The organism is Amycolatopsis sp. NPDC104775 (assembly GCF_055583325.1).
In genome coordinates this window covers 853,473-873,045 of the sequence record NZ_JBVJOE010000003.1, presented here as the reverse complement: position 1 = coordinate 873,045, position 19,573 = coordinate 853,473, and the positions used below count along the sequence as shown (strand labels likewise).

General features: G+C 68.4%; 19 protein-coding genes. 10 read left to right on the top strand and 9 right to left on the bottom strand.

Going from position 1 to position 19,573, the window contains the following annotated elements:
* Positions 1–5: 5 nt before the first annotated feature.
* On the top strand, positions 6–410 hold the full coding sequence (locus tag ACZ63D_RS18185) for a hypothetical protein (protein WP_465355448.1): 405 nt from the start codon (positions 6–8) through the stop codon (positions 408–410).
* Positions 411–452: 42 nt separating this feature from the next.
* On the opposite strand, the gene ACZ63D_RS18180 is transcribed toward ACZ63D_RS18185, so the two are convergent.
* Positions 453–1,442 carry an NADP-dependent oxidoreductase gene (locus tag ACZ63D_RS18180; protein ID WP_465355447.1) on the bottom strand — a complete coding sequence of 330 codons (990 nt, stop codon included), beginning with the start codon at positions 1,440–1,442 and terminating at the stop codon, positions 453–455.
* A gap of 126 nt (positions 1,443–1,568) precedes the next feature.
* On the opposite strand from ACZ63D_RS18180, the gene ACZ63D_RS18175 reads away from it, so the two are divergent.
* Entirely contained in the window at positions 1,569–2,492 is a 924-nt protein-coding gene (locus tag ACZ63D_RS18175; protein WP_465355446.1) for a LysR family transcriptional regulator, read from the top strand.
* Here the strand turns inward: ACZ63D_RS18175 and ACZ63D_RS18170 are convergent.
* The 8 genes from ACZ63D_RS18170 to ACZ63D_RS18135 all read right to left on the bottom strand — a co-directional run bounded on the left by ACZ63D_RS18170 (position 2,476) and on the right by ACZ63D_RS18135 (position 10,097).
* Positions 2,476–3,207, bottom strand: a complete 732-nt coding sequence (locus ACZ63D_RS18170) for a zinc finger Ran-binding domain-containing protein (RefSeq protein ID WP_465355445.1) — start codon at positions 3,205–3,207, stop codon at positions 2,476–2,478. The genes ACZ63D_RS18175 and ACZ63D_RS18170 overlap by 17 nt on opposite strands.
* Complete coding sequence (locus ACZ63D_RS18165) at positions 3,191–3,637, bottom strand: hypothetical protein (protein ID WP_465355444.1); 447 nt, start codon at positions 3,635–3,637, stop codon at positions 3,191–3,193. The genes ACZ63D_RS18170 and ACZ63D_RS18165 overlap by 17 nt, the downstream gene beginning before the upstream one ends.
* Positions 3,638–3,708: 71 nt before the next feature.
* A complete protein-coding gene (locus tag ACZ63D_RS18160; RefSeq protein ID WP_465355443.1) occupies positions 3,709–4,410 on the bottom strand; it encodes a vWA domain-containing protein in 702 nt (233 codons plus the stop codon).
* Positions 4,407–5,351, bottom strand: coding sequence for a protein kinase domain-containing protein (locus tag ACZ63D_RS18155; RefSeq protein ID WP_465355442.1), 945 nt, complete (start codon positions 5,349–5,351; stop codon positions 4,407–4,409). The genes ACZ63D_RS18160 and ACZ63D_RS18155 overlap by 4 nt, the downstream gene beginning before the upstream one ends.
* Entirely contained in the window at positions 5,348–6,367 is a 1,020-nt protein-coding gene (locus tag ACZ63D_RS18150) for a serine/threonine protein phosphatase (RefSeq protein ID WP_465355441.1), read from the bottom strand. The genes ACZ63D_RS18155 and ACZ63D_RS18150 overlap by 4 nt, the downstream gene beginning before the upstream one ends.
* Positions 6,368–6,370: 3 nt before the next feature.
* Positions 6,371–7,348 (bottom strand): hypothetical protein, encoded by a 978-nt coding sequence (locus tag ACZ63D_RS18145; protein WP_465355440.1) that lies wholly within the window; start codon positions 7,346–7,348, stop codon positions 6,371–6,373.
* Positions 7,345–9,474, bottom strand: coding sequence for a hypothetical protein (locus ACZ63D_RS18140; protein WP_465355439.1), 2,130 nt, complete (start codon positions 9,472–9,474; stop codon positions 7,345–7,347). Before ACZ63D_RS18140 ends, ACZ63D_RS18145 begins: the two co-directional genes overlap by 4 nt.
* Positions 9,475–9,515: 41 nt before the next feature.
* Positions 9,516–10,097, bottom strand: coding sequence for a toll/interleukin-1 receptor domain-containing protein (locus ACZ63D_RS18135; protein ID WP_465355438.1), 582 nt, complete (start codon positions 10,095–10,097; stop codon positions 9,516–9,518).
* Positions 10,098–10,406: 309 nt separating this feature from the next.
* On the opposite strand from ACZ63D_RS18135, the gene ACZ63D_RS18130 reads away from it, so the two are divergent.
* The 8 genes from ACZ63D_RS18130 (at position 10,407) to ACZ63D_RS18095 (ending at position 19,462) form a co-directional block, all read left to right on the top strand.
* Positions 10,407–11,750: a helix-turn-helix domain-containing protein gene (locus tag ACZ63D_RS18130; protein ID WP_465355437.1), complete on the top strand. Its 1,344-nt coding sequence runs from the start codon at positions 10,407–10,409 to the stop codon at positions 11,748–11,750.
* 283 nt (positions 11,751–12,033) lie between these two features.
* Positions 12,034–13,638, top strand: coding sequence for a carboxylesterase/lipase family protein (locus tag ACZ63D_RS18125; RefSeq protein ID WP_465355436.1), 1,605 nt, complete (start codon positions 12,034–12,036; stop codon positions 13,636–13,638).
* A gap of 246 nt (positions 13,639–13,884) precedes the next feature.
* The gene (locus ACZ63D_RS18120) at positions 13,885–15,114 is read left to right on the top strand and encodes a GGDEF domain-containing protein (protein ID WP_465355435.1); all 1,230 of its coding nucleotides are present in this window, start codon (positions 13,885–13,887) and stop codon (positions 15,112–15,114) included.
* Positions 15,115–15,184: 70 nt separating this feature from the next.
* Positions 15,185–16,117: a patatin-like phospholipase family protein gene (locus ACZ63D_RS18115; protein ID WP_465355434.1), complete on the top strand. Its 933-nt coding sequence runs from the start codon at positions 15,185–15,187 to the stop codon at positions 16,115–16,117.
* The gene (locus tag ACZ63D_RS18110; protein WP_465355433.1) at positions 16,114–16,953 is read left to right on the top strand and encodes an SDR family oxidoreductase; all 840 of its coding nucleotides are present in this window, start codon (positions 16,114–16,116) and stop codon (positions 16,951–16,953) included. The genes ACZ63D_RS18115 and ACZ63D_RS18110 overlap by 4 nt, the downstream gene beginning before the upstream one ends.
* 323 nt (positions 16,954–17,276) lie before the next feature.
* Positions 17,277–17,843 (top strand): hypothetical protein, encoded by a 567-nt coding sequence (locus tag ACZ63D_RS18105; protein WP_465355432.1) that lies wholly within the window; start codon positions 17,277–17,279, stop codon positions 17,841–17,843.
* A 195-nt stretch (positions 17,844–18,038) separates the two neighbouring features.
* Entirely contained in the window at positions 18,039–18,443 is a 405-nt protein-coding gene (locus ACZ63D_RS18100) for an STAS domain-containing protein (protein WP_465355431.1), read from the top strand.
* 65 nt (positions 18,444–18,508) lie between these two features.
* Positions 18,509–19,462: a helix-turn-helix transcriptional regulator gene (locus ACZ63D_RS18095; RefSeq protein WP_465355430.1), complete on the top strand. Its 954-nt coding sequence runs from the start codon at positions 18,509–18,511 to the stop codon at positions 19,460–19,462.
* Positions 19,463–19,573 lie beyond the last annotated feature (111 nt).

Genomic DNA, 19,573 nt, shown 5'->3' with positions numbered 1-19,573 from the left:
CACGCATGAGCGACACCGCCGCGATGAAGGCCGAACTGGACGCGCTGGTCCGGGAGCAGGCTGACCGCAGGGCCCTGCGCGAGCAGAAGGCCGAGGAGGTCAAGGCGCAGTCCCAGGAGTACATGACGAAGCAGGTGCAGGCGGCCGAACGGTACGTCCAGCACCGGCGGGAAATGGGGAAGCGCAAGACCAAGTCCGGATGGAGCACGGACCGGCCGAGCACCGAACCGCCCTCGGCGTTCGATTCCGACGAGTTCGGCAACGAGCCCGGTTCGGCGTCCCCGTTCGCGGTGACCCCGAACCAGCCCGCGTTGCGGAGCGAGACTCCGCGCCGTCCGACGCGCCGCCCACGCCCGGTGGAAGACGACGAGGACGACGACGCCTTCCTCAACAACCGTTGGCGCGATTGAGGTTCTGACCCGGGAGGGGGCTGGTGCGCCCCCTTCCGGCGGTCAGGCTCGGACCAGCATTTTCCCGACGTTGTCCCCTCGCAGCATCCCGAGGAACGCGTCCACGATGCTGGAAAATCCTTCTGCCACAGTCTCGTTGACGAGCACCTGGCCGCTGCGGACGTGCGGGATCAGGAATTCCTCGAACTCCTCGCGTGCGTCGAGGTGGTTGCGCACCAGAAACCCTTCGATCCGAAGGCTTTTCCCGACTACATCGAACAAGTTGTGCGGCGCGCTCGGCGGTATGCGCAGGCTGTTGTACTGCGCGACTGAACCGCACCAGGCGACCCGGCCGCGCTCGCGCAGGGCGTCGATCGCGGCGGCCAGGTGGTCGCCGCCGACGTTGTCGAAGTACACGTCGATGCCGTCCGGGGCCGCTTTCGCGAGCAGGTCAGTGACCGGGCCGTCGTGGTAGTTGAAAGCGGCGTCGAAACCAAGGTCTCGGGTCACTTGTTCGACCTTCGCCGCGGAACCGGCGCTGCCGACGATCCGTCCCGCGCCGAGCAATCGCGCGATCTGCCCGGCCGCGCTGCCCACCGCACCGGCCGCTGCCGAGATGAACACGTCATCGCCAGGGCGGACCCGCGCGATCCGGGTCAGGCCGACGTACGCGGTCAGCCCGGTCCCGCCGAGAATGCCGAGGTAGGCGCTGAGCGGGACGCCATCCGCCGGGGTGATCTTCCGGACGTCGGCGGGGGTGAGGACGGCGTGGGTGGCCCAGCCGTGCCGGTGGAACACCGTGGTGCCAACCGGTAAGGCAGGTTCTTTCGACTCGACCACCTCGCCGATCGTGCGCCCCTCCAGGCCCGCGCCGAGTTCCCAGCCGCCCCATTCCATGAACTCACGCATGTAGGGATCGACGGACAGGTAACGGTTTTCGACCAGCACCTGTCCGTCGGCGAGGTCCGGCAGCGGCTGGGTGACGAACTCGAAGTCGGTGGCGCTTGGCGCGCCCTCGGGGCGGCGGACCTGGCGGACAGCGGTCAGGGACACGGGATCTCCTTAGCGAACGGCTCTGACCAGCAACTTAGGCTCGTCGAGACCGCTGTGGCAGACCTTCGGATCGATGGACCGCGGCAATCCATGAATGCCGCTCATGGTTCCGGCTAGGCTGGCCGGATGGATGCTGCCGACCTCACGCCTGGCGAGCTGCGCCTTCTGCTCGCGGTGGAGCGGACCGGCAGCTTCACCGCCGCTGCCGCCGAGCTGAGCCTCACCCAGTCCGCGGTCTCGCACGCCGTCCGGACCTGCGAACGCAAGGTCGGCGCCGTCCTCTTCGACCGCGGCCGGACCGGTGCCCGCCCCACCGCGGCCGGTGCCCGCGCGCTCGTGCACGCCCGGCTGATCCTGCGTCAGCTCGACGTTCTCCGCGCCGAAGCCCGCGGCGCGGCAGCCGGAACCCTCACCGGCCCACTGCGGATCGCCGCCTTCCGCAGCGCTGCCGCGCACCTCCTGCCCGCGGCGCTGGAACGCTTGACCGCCAGGCATTCCGGCCTGCACCCGCAGGTCCTGATCGTCCCCGAACTGGGCCGCGGCACCGCGGGCGAGGTCGCCGACGGACGCGCGGACGTCGCCATCGCCACCCTCGGCGAAGACGAAACCCCGCCGGCCGGGCTGGTCGCCGGAGAACTATTCCGGGAGCCCTACTTCCGGGTCAACCCGCCCGGCCAGGCCGATCCGCGTGGCCTGCCGCTGCTCGACTGGCCGGAAAACTGCTCGTCCTACACCCGGTCCTGGTGGGCTCGGCAAGAGTGGCTGCCGCCGGCGAAAATGGAGGTCGCCGACGACGGGGTGGTTCTTTCCATGGTGGCGCAAGGGATCGGCATGGCGATTCTGCCGGAACTGACCCTCGTCGCCGCCCCGCCGGGAGTCGAGGTCCTCCCGATCGCCGACCCGCCCACCCGGCGAATCGGTTACGTCGCCACTTACGCCGGTGCGCACTCTCTCGCGGTGCGCGAACTGGTCCAGGAATTGCGGGCGGTGGCCGCGATGCGGGCCGCCAGCGAAGGCGTGCGCTCAAGCGGGGTCAGTGCACCGGAGTGAGGTGTTCCCGGCCGATCACTTCGCGGTAGTGCCGGACAGTCAGGTCGAGCCCGGAGATCTCGTAGTGGTAATTGCCGTTGTCTGCGGTGAATCCGGTGGCAGTCCGCGCGGCCGGGAGCGAGATGTGATTGTCCACTGTGGTCGGCTTGCCGTCGTTGACCCGGCCGTCGTAGTGGTAGGAGCCGTCCGAGCCGACGCAGATCGTCACGGTGTGCTTGCCGGTGTTGTACTTGGCCACCAGCCCGGCACCGGAGCCGGAAAGCCATCGAGCCGCTTCCTCCGGACACGGCGTCGCGGCCGAGGTTTGCGCGGGTTGCTGAAACTGCGAAGAGATCTTAGCGAGAAGGCTGCTGCCGTAGACGAGCGCCAGGAAGGCGAAAACCGCCAGGACGAGCCACGGGACTACGCGGCGTTTCCTCCGTCGCGGAACGAACGGTCGCGGGGTGTAGGACGGGGGCTTCGGCGGCGAAGGCGGCCGCGCCGTCGGTCGTGGAGGCACCGGGGCCAGCGCGATCGTCGGCCGCTCCGGTTCGGCGTGTTTCGAGTCCACGAACGCGACGGTTTCCTCGGCCGCGATCGCGAGCGGAAGATGGTCGGGGAGAGCCAGTTCTCCGGTCGCGCTGCCCGCCTCCCGGCCGCAGACCCGGCACACCGACTGTTGCGCGAAGTTGTTCGTGTGGCAGGAGTCGCACGACCAATCAGCCTTGTCCGGCATCGAATACCACCACCTCGTCGTCGTCTCCGGACCGGAAGGTCACCCAGTTCTCGTCGCGGGGAGCACGGCGTACCGGCAGCGGCGCGAGCACCGGAGCGGGCGGCGGCACCGACGGTCGCGGGTTCGCACGGGCGTGGTTCCCCGGCGCGGTCACCTCGTCGACCAGCCGTTGCAGGAAGATCCGGTACCGCTCGGGAAACCACATCGGGAGTTCGATCGTCGCGTCCCGGCCCCATCGCAGGGTCAGGTCCAGCCGGAGCAACTCCTGGCCGGTCAGCCCGGGTTCCACGGAAAGCGCCGCCGCGGTGCAATTGCGGACGGGGATCCGAAGCACCGCCTGCGGAGTTCCTGCCCGGGGGCGTTCGCTGATGATCAGCAACGCCCGGTCCCGGTACAGCACGACGTCCGGTCCTTCGATCGGCGGCGGCATCGGGCGGGGAGGCGCTTGGGCCGGCGGGGGCACCCCGTGGCGGCGCCTGCCCGGCCAGCGCAAGCGGCGGCTCAAAGGCTGCTCGCGATCGTCGCGATGATCTGGTCCATTTCCCATTCTTCGAGCCCTTCTCCCGCGGCGGAAGGGAAGAAGAGCGTGTTGTTCCAGTCGTCGGCGATGTCCACCCACGGATAGGACTCGGGGGCGAAGAGCAGGAGCCGTTTGGCCGAGTTCTCCATCCGCGCTCCACGCTGCTGCGCGTGGCCCCACCAGGCGAAAAGCTCGTCCAGCGAACCCGGGATCGAGGACGGGTAGCCCGCCACGCCGCGTTGGCGCGGATCGCCGAGCCGGTGCGCGGGCGCGTCGGTGAAGACGACGATCACGTGTCGCCGCCGGTCGAGACCGGTCTCCCAATCGGACTGCATCGCGACGGCGAGCGCTTCCAGCCCGGACTCGGGTTCGTCTCCGCCGCCGGCCGGCCGCAGCGCGCGGACGGTGCGTTCGAACTCGTCGACCTTCGCCGGCACGGAAAGGAACTCCGTCGCGGCCAAGGCGTCGTCGGCGCGGTCCCCGAAATCGCGAAAGGCCACGACCTTCAGCCGCAGGCTGCGGATTCGCCTGCCCTTGTCGGCCATCTCCTGCATGAGCCTGCCGGGGAAAGTCAGCGCGCTCGCCTTCACGTTGTCGAGGATCGGCCGCATGCTGGCCGTGGTGTCAATGCACAACACGATGTCGACCGCGTAGCCGAGATCAGTCGCGGTTTGCTGGGTCATCGGTTTCCTTTCGCTGGAACACGGCCGGTGAGGTTGATCCGGACGCGGCTGCGCGCGGCAGGCGGTCGCTGGGCACGCAGCAGGGAAAGCACGTCGGTGATCGCGGGCCGGGCCGAGGGCCGCTCGCGCACCGTGCCGGACAGCAGTGCGGCCCAGTCCTCCGGCAGCTTCGGATCGAGTTTCAGTTCGGCTCCGGCGAGCACCGCCGCGGCGGGCGATTCGAACTCCGCCGGGAACCCGGGCGGAGCGCCGGTCGAATAGGTGTGGATCAGCAGTCCCAGCGCGAAAATATCCACCGCGGTGGTGAGCTGGGAAGGCCGGACGCCCCGGTCGCCGCGCAGATAGCTGAGCCATTCCGGTGCGCCGTAGTAAGGATTGCCGCCGACCTCGCTGGCCTTCGGTGGCTCGCCCGAAACGTAGGAGTCGTCGAAGTCGATCAGCTTCGCGATATGCAGATCGCTGCGCGGCGGCCGGTGCAGCAGCACATTTTCCGGCCGGAGGTCGCCGTGGACGATTTTGTGTTCGTGCAGCAGCGCGATGCTCTCGCACAGGGTGTGCAACAGGATGACGCGATCCGGCGGGGCCAGGTCCGCGGGAGCCACGTCCACCGGGTCGATCCGGTCGGTGATCTTGTAGTACCGCGTCCCGTCGGCGAAGAAATCCCTTGCCAGCACGAGGTTTCCGGCGTGCGGATGATCCGCTCGCAGGATTCGCGACAGCTTCTCGTGCCGTTGCTCGAATTTCCGGCAGGCGGCGAGGCGGCGTTTCTTGTCCTCGACCGAGCCCATCGAGTCCGGACGCGGGCGTTTGGGTTCGAGGAACTCCTTGACGAAGAAGTCCTTGCCATCCTTGCGGGCGAACGCCCACATGCACTTGCCCGCGTTCGCGTTCGACGGGCGGGTGACGATCTCGTAGCCTCCTACGGCCGAGCCGAGTTTCACGCACCGCTCCCTTCGCGTCGGGGGAGCCGGCGTTCGTAGTGCTCGCGGTAGGCGAGCCAGGACCGTTTTCTGGTCTCGACCAGGGCAGCTCGCCCGCTCGCGGCCGCGCGGCGCATCGGTTCGGCGTGTTCTTCCCGCAGCCGTTCGAACCGGGTCCGGAAGCTCGCGCGGACGGCGGGGAAATCCTCGAACCCGAGTGCGACGATCGCGATCGACGCGTCGTCCTGGGTGTAGGACTGGACCTTTTCGGTGAGCAGAACCGACCAGTGCATCGCGTCCTGCGCGCTCAGCAAGGTCTCCCACAGCGCGTACTCGAACTCCGCGGGGGTGCCGACATAACCGAAGAACCCGTCGGTCGCGGTGATGAGCAGGCACGGCAGCCGGATGGCTCCGCTGCTGCCGTGGATCTGGAACGGGCCGCCCGCCTGGACCACGTTCGTCATCGGCGGGTCCTGCAGCAGCAGTTCCAGCGCGTCGCCGGGTTCGGTGTCGTCGAGGCTGAGCTGCTGCATTCCGCCGCGCGGTTCGGCTACGTAGCACCGGGAATCCCCGGCCCACATCACCTGCCACGAGGCCTGGCCGTCGGCCAGTTCGAAGATCAGCCCGGCGAAGGTGGTCGGAAGTTCACGCTGGAGCTTGCCCCGGATTCTGCGCGGGCGCAGCACGCCGGCGCCCAGCCGGTTGCCGACGTGTGTCGCGAGCACGTGAGGGGCGATGCCTGCCGTCGCGTCGGTGAACCACTCCTCGACCAGGGCGCGAGCCCGCCGGGACGCGAGCCAGGCCTGGGTGCGCAGTTGTCCGGACGGCGTCTGGCCCGCCGGGGCCCGCCCCGCGCCGCCGACCCCATCGAAGACAGCGAGCAAACCGGACCTCGTCGGCCGGTGCAGGAGCACGAGAGGGTCGGCGTCCTCGCCCTTCCCCGCGATCCGTTCCGTCCACACCGCGACCGCGGCGAGCGCTTCCTCGGTGTAGTGCCAAAGCCGTGCGGTGCCTCGCGCACCGGGATGGACGTCCATGCCTCAGCTTTCGCTTTCCGGCTCGGCAGGCCGCATGGTGCCCCGCAGCCGGCTGGCGGGTTTCGAAGGCGGCGCTTCGTTCTCCGCGGTGTCCTTCGCTGGGGGAACGTTGCCCTCGACGACTTTGGCCTCTTCGATCTCCGGTTTGGCGCGGGATTCCAGACTGTCCCGGAGCTTCCGCCGCTTCCCGGGCACCGCCTTGCTCCGGTCGAAGAACTCGCCAAGCACCTGGTCGCGTACCTCGGAAGTGCTGAAATCCTCCATGTCCGCGCCGGTGAAGGCGCGCAGCACTTCGATCTTTGCCTTCGTGTCGGCGGCCCGTTCGGCCCGTTCCCGGTCCAGGAGCGCCATCGGATCGCCGTCGTCGATCGACATGATGTGGGCGAGCATGTCCTCGCGCGTCCCGCCCGCGATCGGGCGCATGGCGTCGAAGGACAGCTTGCGCACGCGGATTTTTCGTTGCTCGGTCACGAAATCCTCGTTGTCGACCATCGAGGCCGAGACCGAATAGGTGCTGAGCCGGACAGCGGGCGAGTTCCGTGCCGAGTTGAGCCGGGCGGAGATCGCGCTGGCCGCGGCCGCGGGTTCCAGCACGTCGAACCGGGCCGCTGTCTCGCGGACGATCGCCGACAGCGACGGCAGCAGGCTGGCGGTCATGTCGGTGACCTTGTTCAGCGCGATGGCGACGGGATCGGTGACCTGGCAGGCGAACTCGACCTTCACGCGGAACGGGAAGGCCGGATCGGCGCTCGCCACCTGGTCGGCGAAGGACAGACCGCGAGTGGCCACGTCGATCAGATGCATCCGGCGGTAGTTGCCGGTCCGGGCGTCCGGCACGCGTTCGCCGTGGTTGATCACGATCGGGGCTCCGGTCGCCCGCTCCAGGACCATCGCGACACCGAGATCGGGCGAGCGCAGCGGGGAGCCGAGGCGCATCCGCCGGACTTCGACGCAGCTGAGGACCGGGTTGTAAGTCGTCATGACGCTTCTTCCTCGAGATCGAGCAGGGTGTCGTGGAATTCGGCCGCCTGGTCCGAAGGGTCGTGCGGATCGCTCGCCCAGCCGCGCAGCAGGTGCAGGACCCGGTCGAAGTCCGTCGTCCCGCGGTCGGCGATTCCGGCCAGCACGCTGAGCACGGGGTCCGCGGTCGAACGGTCGCGGCCGGCGATGCGGACCCACGTCCGCAGGGCGTCCTCGGCCAGGCCCCGGGCCGCCGGACTGGCCAGTGCCCGTCCCCAGAGTTCGGCCAGCACTTCCCGGTGCCGGGGTTCTTCCCGCATCAGCAGCGGAGGCTCGTGCAGACCGGCTTCGGGCTCGACGGCGAACGCGAACATCGTCAGGGCCTTGACCTCGGATTCCCCTTCTTCCGAGTGCTCGGTCCACTCGAGCAGGGCCTGCAGCACCTCCTCCGCACAGCCGGATTCGAGCAGCGCCTGGGTGCTGACGGCGACGGGTTCCAGCAACGCCCAGTCGCCGAAGCGGACGAGACGGCGCAACACGCGCAGGGCTCGCCGGGGATTCCGGGTGCCGAGTTGCCCGCCCACGGCGAGCCCCGCGGTGATCGGCAGCCTGCGGATCTTGGGTTCGCCGACGAGTTCCGCCCACCGCTCGACATACGACCAGGCGATGCCGGCGTTGCCCGAGCGCTGGGTCCCGGCCACGTTGAGCCCGTACGCCGCGCTCTGTTGCAGCAACGGCGAGTCGGACGTGGCCCAGTGCAGGAGGTAACCGTGCACGCCGTGCTCGAGATCAGTGGTCGCGAGGATGCCCGCCGCGTGGGCCGCCCTGGCGCGCACGTCTACGTTCGTGTGGTTCGCGAGATTTTTCAGCCAGGTCAGGATTTTCTCGCGGGCGCCGTCCAGTTCGAGCCACAGGATGTCGAGCACGGCGACCCGCAGGCGAGCTGATTTGAAGCGCAGACTGGCGCTGCCCCGGGCTTCGTCGGAATCGAGCTCCAACCAGCTGCGCTCGGCGACGATCTTGCGGAGGTACCGCAGGGTGAGCGTCGCCGAACTGCCGTTGCTGAGTTGCCGGTGGAGCGCGATCGCCGCGTCCGCGACGTGGAGATAGCTGGCGTTTTCCAGCACCGCGGTGGCGAAGACGAGCGCGACGTCCACGCTGCCCGGGTTCTGGCTGAGCCATTCCCGGACCTGCCCGGTCGGATCGCGCAGTTTGTCGAGTGCCTTGCCGAGATCCCCGTCTTCGCGGACGGCGTTGACCACGGCCCGCGCTACCCGAGCCGCGAACTGAGGGTTGTCGCGTTCCTCGAGCAGTTCCTCGACCCCGGCCGCGGCCAGCCGGTCGCGGAGGTCGTCCGGATCCGCCCACGGCACCTCGCCGGCCAGCCGTGTGCGCACGATGTCCATCGGATCCGGCAGTTCGAGCTCCTCGACGACGAACTCGACGCGTTTCGTCGCGGTGGCAAGGGATCCGGCCGCCGGACCGGTCACGACCACGAGATGGCTTCCCTCGTCCTGCAGGCGTTCGGCGGTTTTCGCGAGCCAGTCGTCGGTGAGCTTGCTCGCGGAGAACTTGCCGTCGCCGTTGTCCGGGTCCACGACGACGCAACCGCTGCGCGGCTGGGGAATCCGCCAGCTCGGGTTGCCCAGGATGGAGGTGGGAAGGCGGTAGATCACCGCGTTCTCGTCGAGCACCGCCCGCAAGGCCGCCAGCGCGCGGCTGAACCGTCCGGTGCTGGCCGCGTCGGCGATGATCAGCAAATGGTTGCTGTGCAGGCGGTCGACGCAGTCCTGGAAGTCGGGCGGGGGCGCGAAGTACTCGATGACGTCGAGATCCTGCGGCTGCGCCCGGCTCCGGCCTGATCGCCGCGAGGTGCCGCGGCTGCCCGGGCCGGCCAGGAAGTCGCCGTCGGCGTGCACCTCGTGGAAGATGTTGAGGTTCGTTACGCCCTCCAGCCGGCCGACGGCTTCGGAAACGATCTTGCTGAACTGGACGTTCAGCAGATCCGATGCCTGACCGCGCAGGTCGTGCACGGCCTGGGCCCGGTCCGAGGGCGGCGGGGTTTCCTTTTCGGCCGAGGCGGGCTCAGGGGCCGGCGGTTCCGCCGGCTCCTTCGCAGCTTCCTCGGCCGGAGTCTCTTCGCTCAAGAGTCAGCTCCGGTGGAAATGGGGTGGGTGGAGAGAGGTGGTCAGCGCGGTCCGGCGTGGAAGTCGCCGCGCACGTCGACGCGGTCGTACTGGTTGACCACGCCGCCTTGGTGCGCGTGGGCGGTGAACTTCGTGCCGGTGGTCTCGGGGGCTGCCCGGTGCAATCCGGGGATGAGCTGCTCCAGCCTCTTCGCGAGGCGGTCGATGTCGGGGACGGCGTTGCGGAAATGAACGCGGGCGTCTTGCACGTCGGCGAGCTGACGAAGCGGCGCGGGAAGCTCCTCGCGCGGAATCCGGGGGGTGTCCAGCAGGACCGGAATGACGCGTTTCCCCAGCTCGAATGCGGTGGCTATCTCCCGGCGGACGAAATCCCGGGGATTGTCGAGCAGGCGGTTCCCCTTCCCGTCCCGGGCGTCCAGCCAATTTCTCCCGATCACCACCAGCAGGGCCTCGGAGGCCTTGACCGCGTCGAACAGGTATTGCTCCCATTTGGAGCCGAGTTCGATCGACTTCGAGGCGAAGAAGACCGCCTCCGGGCCGAACGCGCGCGACAGTTCGTGGTCGAGCAGCGCCACGCCGAACCCTTCGTCGACCGTGCGGTAGTTGAGGAAGATCTGGTTCAACGGGTGGCCTTTCCGGGTCTGGACGCCTCGCGTGCGACGAGGCACGGGACTGGTCGGGTAGGGGAGAGCGGGGAGCAGAGAGCAATCTTTGGCATCCGAACGGCTGCTTGACAAGACCTACTTGAGGGTAAGGCAGCGTTTCCTGTTTCCGATCGTCCGCGACGGTTTTGTCCAGCTTTTGACTACCGCTGCCACCAGGTGCGTAGTGATCTACGAAATCTGCCCGAAGGGATCTTTTCGCTAGCCGAAATCGCACTGTGCCGATCGATCGTTTCCTGTTTCCAGATTTCGCCGGGAACGGCAACCCCGATGATCGAGGATTGCCGGTCGGGCAAGATGGGAAATCGACGAAGGGCGGTGCGCCAGATGTCTTCCGTGCCGGAGACGTTCGGGTCAAGAGTGCGTGCGATGCGGATCGCCGAAGGGCTTTCGCTCAGCGAGTTCGCCCGTCGGCTCTACTACAGCAAGGGGCACGTGAGCCGGGTCGAGACCGGGGCGCAGGCGCCGTCGCCGGAGTTCGTGCGGAAATGCGACGCCTTGCTCGGCGCTGGAGGGGACCTGATCGAACTCGCCGGCGAAACCGAGCGATCTTCCCGGCCGAGCGCGGCCGGGGCAACCGAGGAGGAAGTGTGGGTGATGACGATGATGCCTGAGGGCGGTGGTGCCTTCAATCCGGTTGGACGGCGAGACGTGCTGCTCGGCGGAATGGCGGTGATCGCCGGGCTCAAGGTGTCCGGCACTGGCGTCGTAGCCGTCGACGCGGAAGCACAATTGCTTCAGCATCGGCGTTTGTTCGACGCTGCCCGGGCCTTGGGACAGTCTTCTTCCCCGGAGATCGTGTTGCCGATGGTGGTAGGGCAGGCGCAGGCACTGCGTGCACTCGCGACGCAAGTGGACGGCCGGGCGCTGCCGAGAGTGGCCTCGTTGGCCGCACGGACGGCGGAATACGCGGGCTGGATGGCCCAGGAGTCCGGCGACGACGATGCCGCCGCTTGGTGGACCGCGCGGGCAGTGCGCGTCTCCGGGGTCGCCGGCGACGACTTCCTGTCGAGCTACGCGTTGGTCCGGCAAGCACTGATCGCCATGTACCGGGGTGACGGAGCGGAGACCGTCGCCCTCGCGCGTCGGGCGCAGGAGAGAACGAACGTGCCGTCCCGAATACTCGGGCTCGCGGCGCAGCGGGAAGCCCAAGGCCGCGCCCTCGCCGGAGATCCGGACGGATGTTTGCGCGCGCTGGACCGGGCACGAACCTGGTTGCAGGAGCCTGACGGCATGCCGACCGGGCCGGTTGTCGGCACGTCGCAGGTCACCGACCCGGTCGGCGTCGCGACCGGCTGGTGCCTTTACGACCTGGGCCGTCCGGCGGAGGCGGCTGAAGTTCTGGACAGAGAGCTCGCGCGGATTCCCGTCAGTGCCGTGCGCGCCCGCGCTCGGTTCGGCCTGCGGTTGTGCCTGGCCTATGCGGCGTCCGGGGACCTGGAACAGGCGTGCCGGCTGGTGCAGCCGTTGCTGGCGCAGATCGCCCAGCTCGGATCCGCGACGATCCGGACCGATTTGCGGAAGCTCGCGGTGGTGTTGCGGAGGTGGCACGCCCACCCGGACGTCCGCGCGGTAGGGCCGGAGCTGACCGCGGCCTTGAGCACGGCGAGGTAAGCCGTTCTCGTCCGGCTAGGCTCGTGCGCCGGAGAACCCTTCTGGCCCAAAGGCTTTTGACTCGCTTGTCTCGTGCTGGTGATCCCTGACAAAGACCATCGTGCCCGGGAATTTGACACCTCCCGCGCGCCCGAACGGAGGTTGTGCCTCCCCTCGCGGCGGACAGACTGGAAGCGACGACCCCAGTCGGTCGTCGGTCCGAGCCCAAATCGCCTGTTCGGTGCGTGGTGCTGCTCGTCGTTCGTTCGGCCTCCCCGGCCAGGCGGGAGCGAAGGAGGACGGGATGAGATTCGTCGGAAGGACGCCCGCTGTCCTGGCGGCTGTCGCGGGGGTCGTGATGTCGTTGGCTGGATCGTCAGCGCTGGCCGACAGGGTGAGTGCGCCAGCGTGTTCGCCGGGCACCGCGGTGACCACCGATGACGGGCCGGTGTGTGGGGTAGCGAGTGCGGATATCAAGTCGTGGCAAGGGATTCGTTATGCCGCGCCGCCGGTCGGCGAGTTGCGTTGGGCGTCGCCGCGGCGGCCTGTGCATTGGACCGAGCCGTTCGCCGCGACGGCGGAGGGCAATCAGTGTCCGCAGCCGCCCGGCACCGGGCCTGGGTCGGATGACGAGGATTGCCTCAACCTGACCGTGCGCGTACCGGCCAATGCGGGTCCGGGCCCGTTTCCGGTGATGGTGCAGATTCACGGCGGCGGCTTCCTGCTGTGGAAACCGCAGGACGCGAGCAGGCTCGTGAGTGCGGGGCACGTGATCAGCGTGGAGGTCAATTACCGGCTCGGGATTTTCGGCTTCCTGGCCCATGAATCGTTCGGCGCGCACGCTGGCAACTACGGGCTCCTAGACCAGCAAGCCGCGCTCCGCTGGGTCCAGCGCAACATCGCGAAGTTCGGCGGCGACCCGCACAACGTCACCATCTACGGGGATTCCGCGGGCGGTTCGAGCGTCTGCGCGCACACCGCTTCGCCGACGTCGGCCGGGCTGTTTCAGCGCGGTATCAGCCAAAGCGGGGAGTACAACTCGCTGCTCGGCGTCGACACGGTGTGGCAAACCCAGGACTGCAAAGCAAAACTGCCCACGGAGAAAGAGGCACAGCAAGCCGGTGCGCGGTTCGCCGCGGCTCTCGGTTGTTCCACCGCCGCCTGCCTGCGTGCTTTGCCCGCGCGAACTGTGGTCAAACAGGCTGACCACGGGAGAAATCCAGACAACGGCACGGTCGCGCCGATCGTCGACGGCAAGACGCTGCCGATGTCGCCCGCCGAGGCCTTCGCTACCGGACACGTCAATCACGTAACGCTGATGCACGGCGTCGACCGCGACGAAACCCAACTGCCGTTCGCCTCGACTGCTGCCGATTACGAGAAATTCCTCAAAGAGCAGTACGGAAAGCACGCCGACGAGGTCCGCAAGACCTATCCGTTGAAAAGATACCCTTCCCCGGCCCCGTATCTGGCCTACCGGACTGCCGTCGCCGACTCCAACTCAGTCTGTCCCGCAGTGCTCAACGACGAGCGACTGTCTCGGCATATTCCAGTTTTCGCTTACCAGGTCGACGACACCGATGTGCCGCCGCAGTTCTTCGTCGATCCCACCAAACCGAATGGCGCCTATCACATCGCCGAATGGTTGCTGCTGTTCCCGAACGGCGTCCAGTTGACACCCAACCAGCAGGTGCTCTCCGACCAGCTTTTGGCGCAGTGGACGGGCTTCGCGCGCACCGGGAACCCCACTGTGGACGGTACGCCGCAATGGGATCCTTACACTAAGGACCATCCGGCGGTCCTGGTGCTCAATGCGGCCGGGGACAGTCAGCTCACCACTGAGATCCCGCGCCAGCATCACTGCGAGGAACTCTGGAATCCGTTGACTCCCTTCGTTCAGCATCGATGAGATCGGTGTCCTGAACCCCTAAGCAGCTGCGCTTTTCGCAGCGGAATTCGAGAGCTATCCATCCTCGCACGCAGTTTCCCGAACTCAGCTGACAGCGCGGGTTCTGCCGACTACCGTTGATGACCGTCGGGGGGCGCGCCGGTCGGAGGGGCGGCAGGGGGCAGCGAGTTGGGCACGGCTGAAACCGATATCGCGGGCAGATCGTCGCGTTCTTTTCGCGCCGCGGCATCGCTGGCGCGGTGGAAGTTGTGGACCCAGCGGCCCAGCCTGATCGCCTACTGCCTCCTGATCGAGACCGTCGCCGTGGCCGGAACCGCGATCGCTTTCCGCACCGACCATTTCTCCGGCTGGGACCTGCTCGTCTTCGGTCTTCTGACCGGATGCGGCCTGCTGCAAGCCGAACTGGGGCGCGAGGTCGAACGGTTCCGGCTCCGGTCCGGCACCCCGCACATCAACCTGACCTCGGTGTGGAGCTTCGCCGGAGTGCTCGTGCTCCCGTCCGCCCTGGTCACCGCACTCGTCGCGATCCTCTACCTCCATCTGGCCACCCGCAGCCCGTACCGCGTCCGGCGGGTCTCCGCGTTTCGCGTCGTGTTCAACGCCGCCCTGGTCGTCGTCACCTGCCAGGCCACCGCGCTCGTTCTCTCCTGGACGCCCACTCCCACCCTCGACGCCGTCCTGCACGCTGGCTGGACCGGCTTCGGCAGCCTCGTCCTCGTCACCGCCGCCTACTTCGTGATCGCTGCCCTCATCACCGTCCCCGGGCTGGACCCGCCGGACCGCTCGCTGCGCTCTCTTTTCGGCGGCTGGGGCGACAACCTGCTCGAAGCCGCGACCCTCTGCCTCGGCATCCTGACCGCGCTCGCCGTGACGGTCATGGCCGGGCTGGCTGTCTGCCTTCTGCCGCCGCTGCTGGTCATCCACCGCGCGGTACTGGTGAAGCAGCTGGAAATCGCCGTGACCACCGACGAGAAGACCGGGCTCTTCAACACCACCGGCTGGCACGCCCTCGCCGCCGACGAACTCGGCCGCGCCCAGCGAACCCCCGGCTCCAGTTTCGGCGTGCTGATGGTGGATCTCGACCGCTTCAAACGGATCAACGACGAATACGGGCACCTCAGCGGTGACGCCGTCTTACGCGCCGTCGCCACCACGATCACCGGCGCGGTCCGCGAATACGACTCCGTCGGGCGGTTCGGCGGTGAGGAATTCGTAGTCCTGCTGCCCGACATCCGCCCGGCCGACATCCGCGTCGTCGCCGAACGCGTCCGCGAAGCCATCGCCCGGCTCGTCGTGGAGGTGCCCGCCGCGAACTGCACGAAGACGATCGACGGGCTCTCCGTTTCGATCGGCGTCGCGACCTACCCCGAGGCGGGCTCCGACATCGATCGGCTCGTCCACACGGCTGATCAGGCGCTCTACCACGCGAAGAACACCGGCCGCAACAAGGTCGTCAGCAGCGCCGTCCTCGCCTGAGCGCATTGCCCCGGCCGCGAAAATGACATACGGTTCCACCACTGACACGCGATTCCGCAGAGGTGGTCCGATGACCAAACGCGCACTGGTGCTCGGTTGTGGCGGCACGCTCGGCTTTGCCTGGACCACCGCCGCCCTCGCCGCGGTCGAGGACCAGCTGGGCTGGGACGCGCGCGAGGCGGAGGTCCTGGTCGGCACGTCGGCGGGCGCGGAGATGGCGGCGTTTCTCGGCTCGGGCATCGGCGTCGGCGAGGTCATGGCCGCGCTGCTCGGCGAATCCGCGGACGAGCGCGTCGCGCATCACCTCGCTCAGCATCCGGGCATGCTTCCGCCGTTGCCGACACCCGTTTGGCCTGGTCTCGGCCTCACTGCTGCGGTGCTGCGGGGCCGGGTCGACCTGCTGGCCGGGCTGGCGGGAGTGTTGCCGAGGGGACGTGGAGACGCTGGATGGCTGCGCGATCTCGGTGCCGTGCTGGCTAAGTCCGACGGCTGGGTCGAGCATCCGCGGACCTGGCTTGTCGGGGCCGACCTCCGCACGGGGGAGCGGGTCGCCTTCGGGAATTCGCAACGGTCTGACCTCGGTGCCGCCATAGCCGCGTCCTGGGCCATTCCGGGATGGTTTCCGCCAGTCGCCATCAACGGCCGCGACTACGTCGACGGCGGAACGGTTTCGCCGACGTCCGCTGATCTCGTCCTCTCGACCGGCGTCGAAGAAGTCGTGCTCATTCCGCCGATGTCCACTTCCGGCGGCGCGCGCGGCCGCGGCTTCGCCCGGATCGAACGGGTCGCCCGGCGCGCGATGACCCGGCGCGTCGACGCCGAGGTCAAGCAGCTCCGTGCCGCCGGAATCCGGGTGCTGCGCATCGAGCCCGGACAGGCCGAACTGGACGTCATGGGTCCGAACTTCATGGACCTGCGCCGCCGCGCCGACGTGCTCCGCGCCTGCCGCACCCTGACCCCAGCGCGCGTGCGCGCCGCCATCGAGCAAGGAGCGACCCGATGAGCTACCCCAAGATCGACCTCGACGGCGCGTCCGTCGCGATCACCGGCGGAGGTGCCGGGATCGGCCGCGCGATCGCGAAGTTGTTCGCCAGCAAGGGAGCGCGCGTCGCGATCGGTGATCTCAACCACGCGGCCGCCGAGGAAACCGCCGAGATGACCGGCGGCACCGGCCACCATCTCGACGTCGCCGACCGCGACTCGTTCGCGTCCTTCCTCGCCGCGGCCGAGAAGGCCCACGGACCGTCGCACGTGCTGGTGAACAACGCCGGTCTCATGCCGAACGGCGGCTTCCTCGAACTCGCCGACGCCACCGATCGGCTGCAGATCGACGTCAATCTCGGCGGCGTCCTCAACGGGATGAAACTGGTGCTGCCCGGCATGGTCGAACGCGGTTTCGGCCACGTCGTCAACGTCGCTTCGCTGGCAGGCAAGTTCCCGGTCAAGGGACTGGCCGTGTACAACGCGACCAAGTTCGCCGTGGTCGGGCTGACGGCCGCGACCCGCCTGGAATTCGCGGACGCGGGCGTGAGCCTCACCGCCGTGCTTCCGTCGGCCGTCGACACCGCGCTCGCCTCGGGCCTGGACATGCGGCCGATCCCGAAGGTGCAGCCGGAAGACGTCGCCAGGGCGGTCGTCGATTCGGTGCGCAGCCGCCGCGCCGAAATCGCCGTACCCGGCTATGTCGGTCTGCTCGCCGCTGCCGCGGGCGTCACCCCCGAGCCGGTTCTCAACCGCATCCGGCGACTGGTCCGAGACGACCGCGCGCTGCACTCGGACAGTCCAGAACGGACGGCGTATCGCGAGAATCTCGAGGCACAGCAAGGATTTCGGCGGTAGTATCACCGGGCGTTCGGGAGGGCTGAGACGAATTCCGTCTGTCACCTGGAAATCCGGGGCGTAGCGGCCGATCAGCGGATGCTCGCCGCCGAGGTCGTACCGGAGCGACGCGCCGGACATCTTCCCGTACACATAGGTCGTTCCGTCGCGAGTGTCGAGCAGGTCGCGGAGGACGCCTTGCACCGCTTGGCCGTGCGCGCCCGGCCGCATCGCCGCCGCCTGCGCGCGCGTCCAGTCGAGCACCCAGGCGCCAATCGACGTTCATCGACCTGCGCCTGATCGACCTGCACGCCAGGCTCGGCGAAACCGGCCACGCCGCGGCGATGATCGCGGTGACCCGGGACCGCGCGCGGCGCTCGACCATGCCCGAGACCGTGGTCCTGCTCGACGCCCGAGAGGCCAGCCTCCGCCTGCGAACCGGTGACCTGGCCCGGGCTCGCGAGCTGATCGAAGCGGCCGAGTCCGGGCTGTCCGCGCGACTCCCGTTCGGCGGAGACCACGGCCAAGCGCTGGTCAGCGCAGTAAGAGCTGAACTTTGCCTGGAGCTCGGCGACGGCCCCGGTGCCGAGACCGCGCTGGATCGGGCGTACGCAGCCGCGGTGAGCAGCAAGGACCTGCCGATTGTGGCCACGGTCGCAGTGACCGTCGCGGGCCTTGCCGAGCTGTACGGCCGATACCTCGACGGGGCAGTGATCCTCGGTGCGGCGGCCCGCCTTCGCGGCGCGCACGACCATACTGACCTGCAGGTACGCGAGCTCAGCAGCCGTGGCCAGGTGGCCCTCGGCGAGGAACGCTTCGCGGAGGCGTACGAGAGCGGCTGGCGACTGTCCGCGCCGCTGGCGGTGACCCGTGCCGATCCGGCCAAGCTGCACCGGACGCTGCCCGGCTGACCGGTTCGTTTTCCGGATAGCCCGGATGTTCGGTTTAGCCGCTAGCCCATCCCCGGCGAGCCATGCACGGTGGAGACAACCCAGATCCTTCCGGAACGGAGAGACCGGAAACCGAGCAATGAGATTCAGCGGTGCCTTCGGGAAACGATCCCTTTTGCGGCGTTGGCCACACAAACCACAGGGAGAACACTGCTGATGTCCGAGACGACCGAACGGCCGCTGCGCCCCGGCGACCTGGCGATCCGGAGCGGAGCCGTGGGCTCCCTCGTACTGGTGCGGCTGAGCGGCGCACTGGACCTGGCCACCGCCGACGACCTCGCCGACGTGCTCGGCACCCAGCTGCGCAGCGGCCGCGACATCGTGCTCGACTGCGCCGGCCTCGACTTCATGGCCGTCGTCGGGATGTCGCTCATGCTCGACACCCACCGCGCCGCCACCACCCGGAACCGCAAGCTGATCATCGTGACCGGCACCAATCGGGCCATACTGCGCCCGCTGCGCGTCACCCGGGTCGACGTCCTGCTTAACCTCGCCACCACGATTGACGACGCGTGCGCCCAGCTCGGAATCCGTGGTTTGGCCTCCGAACCGCGCGGGTAACCGAAGGGTCCTTGCACGGTGCCGGCGGAGAGCTGTCGGCGTGGGACGAAGGGCCGCTTGCGTATATGTCCGTTCCTGGACGCGTCGTGTTCGACAGCGACGACCTGGACCGCACCGAAGAGTTCCTCAGCAACTCTTACGCCCCGATGCGCATCGGCAGCGGCAGCCGCGACGCAGGCGCTCACATCACACGCGTCGCCTCGGACGACGTGAGCGCCGACGAGCTCGACCTGCACTTCGACATGAGCTACGACGTCAACCCGCTCGGCCGGATCTGCCTCTGCGACATCGAAGCCGGAACCATCGAGGACCACAAAGTCGCCGGATGGTCCGAACCCGCGGACTTCGCCCCTGGCGACCTGTTCTCCTTCGCCCCGCCCGACCTCCCGTACTCCGGTCGCATCTGCCGGGCTCGCTACAGCATCACCATGCTCGACCCGGCCGTGCTGACCCGCGTCGCTGGCACCGAACACCAGGTCCAGCTCCTCGACCACAAACCGGTTTCCGCCGCCGGTGCTCAGCACCTGCGCGCCGCTATCACGTACCTGCGCGATCAGGTCCTCTCGGCTCCCGACATCGCCGACCATCCGCTGCTGGTCAGCACCGCGACCCAGCATCTCGCCGCGGCGGTGCTCACCGCGTTCCCCACGACCGCGCTGGACGAGCGAGCCGGAAGTGACCTCGACGCCCATCCGGCGGCTTTGCGCCGCGCTGTCGCGTTCATCGAGGCCAATCCCGACCGGGATGTCACGGCCACCGACCTAGCCCAAGCGGCTGGCGTCTCGGCGCGGGCGGTGCAGTTGGCGTTCCGTCGGCATCTCGGGACTACGCCGATGGCTTACTTGCGCCGCGTGCGCCTCGACCACGCGCGGGCCGAGCTGCGTGCTGCTACACCGGGGGAGACGACGGTTACGCAGGTCGCGGCGCGGTGGGGGTATACGCGGCCTAGTGCGTTCACGGCGCATTATCGGGCGGCGTATGAGGAGCTTCCTTCGCAGACTTTGCACGAGGACGCTTGATTCGCGGGTCGCAGCGAGGCTTCCACGTTGGTCGCGGCGTGACTTTTTAGGGAAGTCGTCTCAGCGATTCAATCGCCCTGGCGAACGGCTCGAACCCCGTGCTGAACCCCG